This window comes from Streptomyces sp. ALI-76-A (assembly GCF_030287445.1).
GTDB lineage: Bacteria > Actinomycetota > Actinomycetes > Streptomycetales > Streptomycetaceae > Streptomyces.
The window spans coordinates 5,682,903-5,695,318 of the sequence record NZ_JASVWB010000002.1 but is presented as its reverse complement, the minus strand read 5'-3'; the positions used below and the strand labels follow the sequence as shown (position 1 = coordinate 5,695,318).

The following is a 12,416-nucleotide window of genomic DNA, read 5'->3' as shown; positions in this document are numbered from 1 at the left end:
GGTTAGGTCGTCACCCCGCGGCCCCTGCCCGTTCCCGTCACTCGGGGGCTCCGCCCCCGAACGCCCTGTCCTCAGACGCCGGACGGACTGGGACGGTGACGGGAATGGGCAGGGGCCGCGGGGGCGCTGTACGCGGTATGAGCGACTACCGCATCGAACACGACTCCATGGGTGAGGTCCGCGTCCCCGCCGACGCGAAGTGGCGGGCCCAGACGCAACGGGCCGTGGAGAACTTCCCGATCTCCGGGCAGCATCTGGAACGCGCCCACATCGAGGCGCTGGCCCGGATCAAGGCCGCCGCGGCGAAGGTGAACGCGAGCCTGGGCGTGCTGGACAAGGACATCGCCGACGCCGTCCAGGAGGCGGCCGGGGAGGTCGCCGAGGGGCGGTGGGACGCGCACTTCCCGGTCGACGTGTTCCAGACGGGGTCCGGGACCTCGTCCAACATGAACACCAACGAGGTCATCGCCACCCTCGCCACCGAGCGGCTGGGCCGGGCCGTACATCCCAACGACCACGTCAACGCCTCGCAGTCGTCCAACGACGTCTTCCCCTCGTCGATCCACATCGCGGCGACCGCCGCCGTCACCCGGGACCTCGTCCCCGCCCTCGACCACCTCGCCGCCTCCCTGTCCCGCAAGGCCGAGGAGTTCGCGGACGTCGTGAAGTCGGGGCGCACCCACCTCATGGACGCCACGCCGGTGACCCTCGGCCAGGAGTTCGGCGGGTACGCGGCGCAGATCCGGTACGGCATCGAGCGGCTGAACGCCTCCCTGCCCCGGCTGGCCGAACTGCCCCTCGGGGGCACCGCCGTCGGCACCGGCATCAACACGCCCCCCGGCTTCTCCGCCGCCGTGATCGAGGAGGTCGCCCGGACCACCGGGCTGCCGCTCACCGAGGCGCGCGACCACTTCGAGGCGCAGGGCGCGCGGGACGGGATCGTCGAGACCAGCGGACAGCTGCGGACCATCGCCGTCTCGCTCACCAAGATCGCCAACGATCTGCGGTGGATGTCCTCCGGCCCGCGGACCGGCCTCGCCGAGATCTCGCTGCCCGACCTCCAGCCGGGCTCGTCGATCATGCCGGGCAAGGTCAACCCGGTGATCCCGGAGGCCGTCCTCATGGTCGCCGCGCAGGTCGTCGGCAACGACGCCACCGTGGCGACCGCGGGCGCCGCCGGCAACTTCGAGCTCAACGTGATGCTGCCGGTCATCGCGAAGAACGTGCTGGAGTCGATCCGGCTGCTCGCCAACGTCTCGCGGCTGCTCGCCGACCGGACCGTGGACGGAATCGTCGCCCACCGCGAACGGGCCCGTGAGTACGCCGAGTCGTCGCCGTCCGTCGTGACCCCGCTCAACAAGTACATCGGGTACGAGGAGGCCGCCAAGGTCGCCAAGAAGGCGCTGGCCGAGCGGAAGACGATCCGTCAGGTCGTCGTCGAGAGCGGGTACGTGGAACGCGGCGACCTCACCGAGGAGCAGCTCGACGAGGCGCTGGATGTCCTGCGGATGACGCGTCCGTGACCGATCGCGCACCGGACACGTCCTCGGTGTGAACCGTGACGCGCACCGCAGCGTCGTATGCCTATGGCACCTAATATCTGTTCATGGCTGACGGTGGAGCGGTGAGAGCCGGAGTGGGAGCGGGCGGGTCGGCGGTCTTCTGGGCGCCCGGGACTCAGATCCTGTGGCGGTACCGGGAGAACGGTGGCGCGCGCTTCCACATCGCGCGGCCCGTCACCGTCGTACGGGACGACAGCGAGCTGCTCGCCGTGTGGATGGCGCCGGGCACCGAGTGTGTGAAGCCGGTGCTCGCCGACGGGACGCCCGTGCACGTCGAGCCGTTGAAGACGCGTTACACCAAGCCGCGTACCGTGCTGCGCGACCGGTGGTTCGGGACGGGGGTGCTGAAGCTGGCGCGGCCCGGTGAGGCGTGGTCGGTGTGGCTGTTCTGGGATCCGGGCTGGCGGTTCAAGAACTGGTACGTGAACCTGGAGGAGCCGCTGGCCCGTTGGGCCGGTGGGGTCGATTCCGAGGACCACTTCCTGGACATCACGGTGGACCCGGACCGCAACTGGCGGTGGCGGGACGAGGACGAGTTCGCGCAGGCCCAGCGGGACGGGCTGATGGACGCGCGCCTCGCGCGGAGGGTGCGGGAGGCGGGGCGGTCCGCCGTGGAGGTGATCCGGGCCTGGGGGCCGCCGTTCTCGGACGGCTGGCAGCACTGGCGTCCCGATCCGTCCTGGTCCGTCCCGTCCTTGCCGCAGGACTGGGATCGTACGCCCGCGCATCTGTCCTCGTGAGACCCTTGATGCGCCCCCGGGCAAGAAACGTAGGATCGTCCTCCGCAAGGGCGCACAGTGGCAACTACCGGAGCACGCGCTGGGCTTGACCGATCGTCACCGAGGGGCGGCAGGACGTGAGCGAGGGGTACGAGGGCAACACCGGTACAGTCCGTAGGCGGGCCGCCGGTGGCACAGGAACAACCTCTGACCACGCGGGAGACCCGTTCCTGGGACACGTATTGCGGGTATCGGGTTTTCGGCGGGACCAAGCGCGCGGGCAGCGCATGGGTCCCATGGCCCCGGACGGACGGATTCGACACGCGTGACGGAGCAGCCGACCTCCTTCGAACGCCCCCAGGCGGGCGTCGACCCCGCGGACGACCGCGGGGCGCTCCTGCGTACCCCGGCGCCGTCCGTTCCCCACGGCTCGGACGCGCCGGCGCGCACGCCCGGTGTCGGCGCCTTACCCGTACAGGCCCGCGCCGGTGAGCCTCAGCCCGCCGGATCCGGTACGACGACATCGAGCGGCATGGACAACGACCCGGCCGGCACCGGCCCCGAGCACTCCCAGCCCGTCACCGCCGATCCCATGGGGGTACCTCCCGCGCGAGCGGATGCGAGCGTGGGGGAACACCGCCCGCGGCCCGTCCCGGAGGGCATCCCCCTCCAGCCGGGCACCGGTCAGGACCGGTCCGGCACCGGGTCGGACGGTCCGGAGCGCCGGACCGGGCAGACTGTGCCGCCGGGCCGGCCCACGCCGATGCGGCGGGACGGGGACCGGCTGCGGTTCGTGGGCGCCGCGACCCGGCGGATCGCCCGCGGCATCGACCTCGACGAGATCGTGATGGGGCTGTGCCGGGCGACCGTGCCGACGTTCTCGGACGCGATCCTCGTCTATCTGCGGGACCCGCTGCCGGTGGGCGACGAGCGGCCGGTCGGCCCGCTGGTGCTGCGGCTGCGCCGCACCGACCGGATCCCGCAGGAGCGGGACCTGGAGGACGGGATCCTGCCGGTGCCGGTGCCGGATCCGTCCGAGCTGGACACCATCGGCACCGAGTTGTGCGAGGTGCAGCCCGGCAGCGCGCTCGCCGAGGTGCTGCGTGGGGTGCGTCCGGTCTTCACGGACACCCCGGCCGCGCGTGCCGCGCTGCCCGAACTCCTCGGCGATGGCGGCGAGTTCGTCGTACCGGGCGGGCAGCGCGCGATCCTCGCGCCGCTGCGCGGCAGGCGCCGGGTGATCGGTGCCGCGCTGTTCCTGCGCCGCCCGGACCGGATCGCCTTCGAGCCGGACGACCTGCTGGTGGCGGCGCAGCTCGCCACCCACAGCGCGCTCGGCATCGACAAGGCGGTGCTGTACGGCCGCGAGGCGTACATCGCCGACGAGTTGCAGCGCACCATGCTGCCGGAGACGCTGCCGCGTCCCACGGGTGTGCGGCTGGCGTCCCGCTATCTGCCCGCGGCCGAGACCGCGCGGGTCGGCGGCGACTGGTACGACGCGATCCCGCTGCCCGGCAGCCGGGTCGCCCTGGTGGTCGGTGACGTCATGGGCCACTCCATGACCAGCGCGGCCATCATGGGCCAGCTGCGGACGACGGCCCAGACCCTCGCCGGTCTCGACCTGCCCCCGCAGGAGGTCCTGCACCACCTCGACGAGCAGGCGCAGCGCCTGGGCACCGACCGCATGGCGACCTGCCTGTACGCCGTCTACGACCCGGTCTCGCACCGGATCACCATCGCCAACGCCGGCCATCCCCCGCCGGTCCTGCTGCACCTGGGCGGCCGGGCCGAGGTGCTCCGGGTGCCGCCGGGCGCGCCGATCGGTGTCGGGGGCGTCGACTTCGAGGCCGTGGAGCTGGACGCGCCCGCCGGGGCGACCCTGCTCCTGTACACCGACGGCCTGGTCGAGTCGCGCCTGCGGGACGTGTGGACCGGCATAGAGCAGCTGCGGGAGAAGCTCGCCGCGACCGCGCAGCTGACCGGCCCCGACCATCCGCCGCCGCTCGAAGCCCTGTGCGACGAGGTGCTGGACATGCTCGGTCCGGGCGACCGGGACGACGACATCGCGCTGCTCGCCGCCCGTTTCGACGGGATCGCGCCGAGCGACGTGGCGTACTGGTTCCTGGAGCCGGAGGAGATGGCCCCCGGCCGGGCCCGCCGGCTGGCCCGCCGCGCGCTCGCCCGCTGGGACATGGAGGAGCTCAGCGACTCGGTGGAGCTGCTGGTCAGCGAGGTCGTGACGAACGCCGTGCGGTACGCGACCCGGCCGATCACGCTACGGCTGTTGCGCACCGACGTGCTGCGCTGCGAGGTCGGGGACGACGTGCCGCAGCTGCCCCGGCTGCGGCAGGCGCGCGCCACCGACGAGGGCGGACGCGGGCTGTACCTGGTCAACAAGCTGGCCCGGCGGTGGGGCGCGACCCGGCTGAGCACCGGGAAGGTCGTCTGGTTCGAGCTGAACCGGAGCTGACGGCCGCGCGACCGGCAGGACCACGCGGAAGGGCGCCCGGAGTTCTCCGGGCGCCCTTTCTGTCGCTCCTGCTCGTCCCTGGCGCTCCTGCTCGTCCCTGGCGCCCCTGCTCGCCCCTGTCGCTACTGCTCGTCGTCGGCGGCGGGATCGAGCGGCTCCTCCGGGGGCGTGATGCCGTCCGCGGGTGGACTCGTCGTCGGGCTCGCCGGCGGGCCGCTGGTCGGCGTGCTCGACGGTGTCCGGCTGGGCGACGCGGACGTCGGCGGCTTCGATGTCGGCGGCTTCGAGGTCGGCGGCTTCTCGGTGGTCGGCTCCTGCGTCGGGGTCGGGGTCGGGGTCGGGGTCGGGGTCGGGGAGACCGTCGGCGTCTCGGTCGGCCTGACCGCCGCGCCCTGGTCGGTGTCCAGGTCGAACCTGCCGTTCGCGGCCGCGACGCCGAAGGTGTACGCCGCCCAGATCTGCGCCGGGAAGCCACCGCCGTTGACGCGTTCCACGCCGCCCGCGCCGTACATCTCGACCTGTGTGCGCTTCTTCACGTCCTCGCCGAACAGACCGACCGAGGTGACCAGGTCGGGCGTGTAGCCGGTGAACCAGGCCGACTTGTTGTCGTCGGAGGTACCGGTCTTGCCGGCGACCTGCTGGCCCTCGCGCGCGGAGTTGTCGCGTACCGCCTTACGGGCCGTACCGTCGTCGACCACGCCGGTCAGCACCGAGGTGACCGTGTCGGCCGTCTCCGGGCTGAGGATCTGCTCGCCGATCGGGTCGGGCAACCGCACCGTGCGGGTGGCGTGCTCGGCCGACTTGACGATGGTCGGCGTGACCTGCCTGCCGTGGTTGTCGAGGGTGGCGAACACCCCGGCCATCTGGAGCGGGCTGGCACCCATCGTGCCGAGGGTCAGCGCGGGCACCGGCTTGAGGTCGCCGGTGTCCATGCCGAGCCGGTCGGCCAGCTGGAGCACGTTGCCCATGCCGACGTCCACGCCCATCTGCGCGTAGACGGAGTTGATGGACTTGTTCATCGCCGTCTGCACGGTGACGTCGCCGTAGTCCTGGTCGTCCTCGTTCTCCGGTGCGAAGGCGATGTCGCTGCCCTTGACAGGACGCTTGCTGGTGCCGTCGTAGACGGTGCTCGCGGTGATCGGCTTGCCGGACTGCGTCTTCGCGTCCTCCTCGAGGGCCGCGGCGAGGATCACCGGCTTGAACGTCGAGGCGGGCTGGTAGTCGGTGCGGGTCGCGTTGCTGATGTAGTGCTTGAAGTAGTCCACGCCGCCGTACAGGGCGACGATCTCGCCCGTCTTCGGGTCGACGGAGACCGCACCGGCCTGGACGTTCTTGTCGACCTTGCGCTTGTCCGGGTCCAGCTTGCTGGTCAGCTGCGTCGAGACGGCCTTCTCCAGCTGGGCCTGCTTCTTCCTGTCGATGTTCAGGGTGATCGTCCAGCCCTGGTCCTCGACCAGGGCCTCCGCCTCGGACTGCGGGATGCCCTGCTCCGTCATCAACTGCTGTTCGAGCTGCTGGTTGGCGAGCTTGACCAGGTAGCCCTTCTGGCCCTCCAGACCGGCGACGGCCTTGGGCTCCTCGGGCACCGGGAACTCCATGGCGTCGCGCTCGGCCTTCGTGAGCCAGTCCTCCTCGACCATGTTGTCCAGGACGTAGTTCCAGCGGGCCTTCACCAGTTCCTTGCCGGTCTCGCTCGCGGCCTGCCAGTCGTACTGGCTCGGCGCCTGAAGGAGGGCGGAGAGGTACGCGCCCTGCTCGACCGAGAGGTTCTCGGCGTCGACGCGGTAGTAGGCCTGGGCGGCGGCCTGGATGCCGTAGGCGTTGCGGCCGTAGTAGCTGGTGTTGATGTAGCCGGCGAGGATGTCGTCCTTGGACTTCTGGCGGTCCACCTTCAGGGAGATGACCATCTCCTTGAGCTTGCGGGTGACCGTCTGCTCCTGGCTGAGGTAGTAGTTCTTGACGTACTGCTGGGTGATCGTCGAACCGCCCTGCGCGCCCCGGCCCCGGAGCGTGTTGTACAGGCCGCGGGCCGTGCCCTTCAGGTCGATGCCGGAGTCGGTGTAGAACGTCTTGTTCTCGGCGGCGACGAAGGAGTGCTGGACGTCCTTGGGCACCTTGGCCAGGTCCACGATCTCGCGGTTGACCTCGCCCGCGCGGGCCAGCACCGTGCCGTCGCTGTACTTGTAGACGTTGCTCTGGCGCTGCGCGGCCTGCGCCGCCGCGTTGCCGTCGGGGACGGGCACCATCAGGTACAGCACGATGAAGGCGCCGATGCCGAGCAGGCAGAAACCGAAGAAGGTGCCGAGGATCTTCTTCCAGGTGAACAGCCGGCGTATGCCGCTCCTGCCGTCCTTGCCCTGGGCGTCCTTGCCCTTGGCGCCTTTGGCCGACCTGCGGGCCGCCGCCCGGCCGCCCACCTCCGTGGCCGGCGTCGCGGACGAGCTCCGGGGCGCCGCGCGGTGGCCGCCGCGCTGGCGCGCTCGTCTCTCTTCCGCTCGTCCCATGAGTCCGTCGCTCCGCTTCGTTCTCGGGTGTCCCACCAGGTTCGTGGCTCAGGTCAGCTCAGAAAGCTAACACCGCTTGATGTGACAAACAGATCCCGATCCCGTCTTTTACGGACGTGACAATCAGCACCCGTTCCACTGGAACCGACGTACGAGGGGGGACAAGGGTTGTGGCCTCCGTTAAAGTGATATCACTTAGATAGCCCAGCAGAGGGCAGCACCAGACGTACGAGAACGGGGGACTCCCATGTCCACGAACGACGCCACACCGGCCGCCGACGTACCCGCGATGCCCAGGCCCCGTGTGCGGGAGTTCGCCGCGCACAGCATCGGCGGCGGACTCGCGCTGCTGCTGGGCCTGGTCGGGCTGCTGCTCGGCGTCGCCATGGTGGTCACCGCCACCACGGTCGCCGCGACCGGCGTCAAGGCCGCTCTGATCGTCGGCGGCGTCCTGATCGGTCTCGCCGCCTTCGTCGCCATGTGCGGCCTGAACACGGTGGCGCCGGGCGAGGCCCGGGTGGTCCAGCTCTTCGGGCGGTACCGGGGGACGATCCGCGAGGACGGGCTGCGCTGGGTGAACCCGCTCACCTCCCGCGAGAAGATCTCGACCCGGGTGCGCAACCACGAGACCGCGGTCCTGAAGGTCAACGACGCCTACGGCAACCCGATCGAGCTCGCCGCGGTCGTGGTGTGGCGGGTCGAGGACACCGCGCAGGCCACCTTCGAGGTGGACGACTTCCTGGAGTTCGTCGCCACCCAGACCGAGGCGGCCGTGCGGCACATCGCGATCGAGTACCCCTACGACGCCCACGAGGAGGACGGGCTCTCGCTGCGCGGCAACGCCGAGGAGATCACCGAGAAGCTCGCCGTCGAACTGCACGCGCGCGTGGAGGCGGCCGGCGTGCACATCATCGAGTCGCGCTTCACGCACCTCGCGTACGCGCCGGAGATCGCCTCGGCGATGCTCCAGCGACAGCAGGCCGGGGCGGTCGTGGCGGCGCGGCGGCAGATCGTCGACGGGGCGGTGGGCATGGTCGAGGCGGCCCTCGCCCGGATCACCGAACAGGACATCGTGCGGCTGGACGAGGAACGGAAGGCGGCGATGGTGTCCAACCTGATGGTGGTGCTGTGCGGCGACCGCTCGCCCCAGCCGGTGCTGAACACGGGGACGCTCTACCAGTGACACCTCCCGAGGAGTCCTCGCCCGAGCGGCGGCCGCAGCAGCGCAAGCAGGTGCTGCTGCGGCTGGATCCGCTGGTGTACGAGGCGCTGGCGCGGTGGGCGGGGGACGAGCTGCGCTCGGCCAACGCGCAGATCGAGTACCTGCTGCGCAAGGCGCTCGCGGACGCCGGACGCCTGCCGGGGGATGCCGGGCCGATCGCGCGGCGCGGCCGGCCGCCCGGAGATCCCGGCCCCCGGCCCCCGTCGGCCTGACGGGCCTCGCCCACGTCCTTCCACGAGGCCGGCGCGTGTAGCGGAACTGTGACAATGGGCCCTCACCTGCGGTCCCGTACGCCCCGCCACGCTCCCCGCACGCGGCGTATACATGCCGGGTATACACCGTGTGTAGAGTCCTCGCCATGTCCATCGGTCACACCCTCCTGGGGCTCCTGGAGTCCGGCCCGCGTCACGGTTACGACCTGAAGCGGGCCTTCGACGAGAAGTTCGGTCACGACCGGCCGCTGCACTACGGCCAGGTCTACTCGACGATGTCCCGCCTGCTGAAGCACGGCCTCGTCGAGGTCGACGGCATCGAGCCCGGCGACGGGCCGGAGCGGAAGCGGTACGCGATCACCGAGGCCGGCGTCACCGACGTCCAGCGGTGGCTCGCGACGCCGGAGAAGCCCGAGCCGTACCTCCAGTCCACGCTGTACACCAAGGTCGTCCTCGCCCTGCTGACCCGGCGCGACGCGGCCGACATCCTCGACACGCAGCGCGCCGAGCACCTGCGGATGATGCGGATCCTCACCGACCGCAAGCGCAAGGGCGATCTCGCCGACCAGCTCATCTGCGACCACGCGCTGTTCCACCTGGAGGCCGACCTGCGCTGGCTGGAGCTGACGGCGGCGCGACTCGACAAGCTCGCCGAGGCGGTGGCCAGGTGACGCATCCCACCGGTTCCCTGCTCGCCGCCACCGACCTGCGCAAGGCGTACGGCCCGACCCTGGCCCTGGACGGCGCCGAGTTCTCCATCCACCCCGGCGAGGTCGTCGCCGTGATGGGCCCTTCCGGCTCCGGCAAGTCGACGCTGCTGCACTGTCTCGCCGGGATCGTGCCGCCCGACTCCGGGTCGATCCTGTACGACGGGCGCGAGATGGCCACCATGAGCGACGCCCGGCGCAGTGCGCTCAGGCGCAGCGAGTTCGGGTTCGTGTTCCAGTTCGGGCAGCTCGTACCGGAGTTGACCTGTGTGGAGAACGTGGCCCTGCCGCTCAGGCTGAACGGCACCTCCCGCAAGGAGGCCGAACGGACGGCGCTGTCCTGGATGGAGCGGCTGGAGGTCGACGACCTGAGGAAGAAGCGGCCCGGTGAGGTGTCCGGCGGACAGGGACAGCGGGTCGCGGTGGCGCGGGCGCTGGTCACCGGCCCACGGGTGCTGTTCGCCGACGAGCCGACCGGCGCCCTCGACTCGCTCAACGGCGAGCGCGTGATGGACCTGCTCACGGACGCGGCCCGGTCCACCAACGCCGCCGTCGTGCTGGTCACGCACGAGGCCCGGGTGGCCGCCTACTCCGACCGCGAGATCGTCGTACGCGACGGCAAGTCCCGGGACATGGAGCGCGTCGTATGAACGTGCGGCAGTGGGCGCGAGACCTCGGCATGGGGCTCCGGTTCGCCTTCGCCGGCGGGCGCGAGGGGTGGGTCCGGGCGGTGCTGACCGCGGTCGGGGTCGGGCTCGGGGTGGCGTTGCTGCTGCTGACGACCGCGCTGCCGGCCGCGCTGACCGCCCGGAGCGACCGGGAGGAGGCGCGCAACGACCTCCGCTACGGCGACACCGACACCAAGGTGTCCAGGTCGGACCACTCCCTGCTGATCGCGAACACCGGCACGAGGTTCCGCGACAAGGACGTCCGGGGACGGGAGCTGGAGCCGGAGGGGCCGCGGGCGCCGCTGCCACCGGGGGTGAGGACGTTCCCGGCACAAGGCGAGATGGTGGTCTCACCCGCGCTGAAGGACCTCCTGGAGTCCGGTTCCGGGCAGCTGTTGCGGGAACGGCTGCCGCAGCGGATCGTCGGCACGATCGGCGAGAGCGGGCTGATCGGCCCGGCCGAGCTGGCCTTCTACCGGGGCGGCCAGGGCCTCGCCGAGGGGCTCGGCGGAGGCGGGGTGGCGCGGATCGAGCGGTTCGGAGTCTCCCAGCAGACGTCGGAGGAGTGGGATCCCGTCCTGCTCCTGCTCGTCCTGGTCGTCCTGGTCGTCCTGTTGATGCCGGTCGCCGTGTTCATCGCCGCGGCCGTCCGCTTCGGCGGCGAGCGGCGCGACCGGCGGCTCGCGGCGCTGCGGCTGGTGGGCGCCGACGGTCGCTCGACCCGGCGGATCGCGGCCGGCGAGGCCCTCGCGGGCGCGGTGCTCGGGCTGGTCCTCGGCGCGCTCTTCTTCCTGATCGGCCGCGAGGTGGCGGGCTCGGTCGAGGTGTTCGACGTCAGCGTGTACCCGAGCGATCTCACCCCCTCCCCCGCCCTCGCCCTGTTGGTCGGGCTCGCCGTACCGGCCGCCGCCGTCCTGGTGACCCTGTTCGCGCTGCGCGGCGTGGTCATCGAACCGCTCGGCGTGGTGCGTACGGCGAAGCCCGCGCGGCGCCGGCTGTGGTGGCGGCTGCTGCTGCCGCTGGCCGGGCTCGCGATGCTCTACCCGATGGTCGGGCAGGGGCGCGACGGCGGCGACTTCAACCAGTACCTGGTCACCGGCGGCGTCATCCTGCTGCTGATCGGCGTGACCGCGCTGCTGCCGTGGACCGTCGAGGCGGTGGTCGGCCGGCTCGGCGGAGGCGGCGTGGCCTGGCAACTGGCGATCCGCCGACTCCAGTTGAGCAGCGGTACGGCGGCCCGCATGGTCAACGGGATCGCGGTCGCGGTGGCCGGGGCCATCGCCCTGCAGATGCTGTTCGCCGGCGTGGAGAGCGACTACACCAAGAACACCGGTTACGACGTGACCCGGGCCCAGATGCAGGTCGGCGTACCGAGCGGGACGCCGCTCGACAGGGCCGCCGACAAACTGCGGCGCACCGAGGGCGTACGTCAGGTGTACGCGTACTCCGAGGGCTCCGTCGGCGAGCGGGCCAAGGATCCGGAACTGGGCTCCCAGGTCACCGTCGGGGACTGCGCGTCGCTGCGGGAGGTGGCCGTGCTGCCCTCGTGCCGGGACGGTGACGTGTTCGCCGTCCAGGGCGCCGACTACGACACCAGCACCCCGGAACTCGCGAAGGCCGGCCGGACGCTGTATGTCGACCCGTCCTACGAGGGTGGCCCGGAGGGCAGGGAGATCCCCTGGACAGTGCCCGCCGATCTCAAGCAGGCGCGGACCCGGTTCGATCCGACCGGGTCCAAGCGGGGCGGCCTGCTGGCCACCCCGAAGGCGCTGCCGGCCGCGGCCGCGCCGGCCCTGAGCAAGCAGGTGTACCTCCGGCTCGACGAGTCCGTGCCGGACGTACGCGACCTGGTGCGGAACACGGCGGCGACCATCGACCCGCTGAGCGAGCCGATGGTCTGGCAGTCGGTCGAGCGGGCCGACCGCTACACCGCGATCCGCACCGGCCTGTTCGTCGGCGCCGCGTGTGTGCTGGCGCTGATCGGGGCGAGCCTGCTGGTGTCGCAGTTGGAGCAACTGCGCGAACGCAGGAAGCTGTTGTCCGCGCTGGTCGCCTTCGGCACCCGGCGGCGCACGCTGAGCCTGTCGGTGCTGTGGCAGACGGCGATCCCGATCGCGCTGGGTCTGCTGCTGGCCTCGGTGGTGGGGCTGACGCTGGGCGCGGTCCTGCTGCGGATGACGGACACCACGGTCCGGGTGGACTGGCCGAGTGTGCTGTCGATGACCGGGGTCGGCGCCGCCGTCGTCGTGGTGGTGACGCTGCTCAGCCTGCCGCCGCTGCTGCGGCTGATGCGGCCGGACGGGCTGCGCACGGAGTAGCCACCCGTCCGGCCGCGGCCCGCCGGCCCGGCCC

Annotated in this window: 9 protein-coding genes; 8 read left to right on the top strand and 1 reads right to left on the bottom strand. The window is 71.6% G+C overall.

Annotation, left to right across the window (positions count from 1 at the left end):
- The first annotated feature begins 137 nt into the window (after positions 1–137).
- The 3 genes from QQS16_RS26555 to QQS16_RS26545 all read left to right on the top strand — a co-directional run bounded on the left by QQS16_RS26555 (position 138) and on the right by QQS16_RS26545 (position 4,751).
- Positions 138–1,523, top strand: coding sequence for a class II fumarate hydratase (locus QQS16_RS26555; protein ID WP_286064438.1), 1,386 nt, complete (start codon positions 138–140; stop codon positions 1,521–1,523).
- An 83-nt stretch (positions 1,524–1,606) separates the two neighbouring features.
- A complete protein-coding gene (gene fomD, locus QQS16_RS26550; RefSeq protein ID WP_286064436.1) occupies positions 1,607–2,302 on the top strand; it encodes a cytidylyl-2-hydroxypropylphosphonate hydrolase in 696 nt (231 codons plus the stop codon).
- Positions 2,303–2,606: 304 nt separating this feature from the next.
- Positions 2,607–4,751 carry a SpoIIE family protein phosphatase gene (locus tag QQS16_RS26545; RefSeq protein ID WP_286064434.1) on the top strand — a complete coding sequence of 715 codons (2,145 nt, stop codon included), beginning with the start codon at positions 2,607–2,609 and terminating at the stop codon, positions 4,749–4,751.
- Between the two features lie 122 nt (positions 4,752–4,873).
- Here the strand turns inward: QQS16_RS26545 and QQS16_RS26540 are convergent, their stop codons facing one another.
- Positions 4,874–7,255 carry a transglycosylase domain-containing protein gene (locus QQS16_RS26540; protein ID WP_286064432.1) on the bottom strand — a complete coding sequence of 794 codons (2,382 nt, stop codon included), beginning with the start codon at positions 7,253–7,255 and terminating at the stop codon, positions 4,874–4,876.
- A 247-nt stretch (positions 7,256–7,502) separates the two neighbouring features.
- Between QQS16_RS26540 and QQS16_RS26535 the strand changes: the two genes are divergently transcribed.
- The 5 genes from QQS16_RS26535 to QQS16_RS26515 all read left to right on the top strand — a co-directional run bounded on the left by QQS16_RS26535 (position 7,503) and on the right by QQS16_RS26515 (position 12,382).
- Complete coding sequence (locus tag QQS16_RS26535; RefSeq protein WP_286064431.1) at positions 7,503–8,438, top strand: SPFH domain-containing protein; 936 nt, start codon at positions 7,503–7,505, stop codon at positions 8,436–8,438.
- Entirely contained in the window at positions 8,435–8,689 is a 255-nt protein-coding gene (locus QQS16_RS26530) for a type II toxin-antitoxin system antitoxin (protein WP_286064429.1), read from the top strand. The genes QQS16_RS26535 and QQS16_RS26530 overlap by 4 nt, the downstream gene beginning before the upstream one ends.
- A 146-nt stretch (positions 8,690–8,835) precedes the next feature.
- On the top strand, positions 8,836–9,360 hold the full coding sequence (locus QQS16_RS26525) for a PadR family transcriptional regulator (RefSeq protein ID WP_286064428.1): 525 nt from the start codon (positions 8,836–8,838) through the stop codon (positions 9,358–9,360).
- Entirely contained in the window at positions 9,357–10,046 is a 690-nt protein-coding gene (locus QQS16_RS26520) for an ABC transporter ATP-binding protein (protein ID WP_286064427.1), read from the top strand. Before QQS16_RS26525 ends, QQS16_RS26520 begins: the two co-directional genes overlap by 4 nt.
- On the top strand, positions 10,043–12,382 hold the full coding sequence (locus tag QQS16_RS26515; RefSeq protein ID WP_286064426.1) for an ABC transporter permease: 2,340 nt from the start codon (positions 10,043–10,045) through the stop codon (positions 12,380–12,382). Before QQS16_RS26520 ends, QQS16_RS26515 begins: the two co-directional genes overlap by 4 nt.
- Positions 12,383–12,416 lie beyond the last annotated feature (34 nt).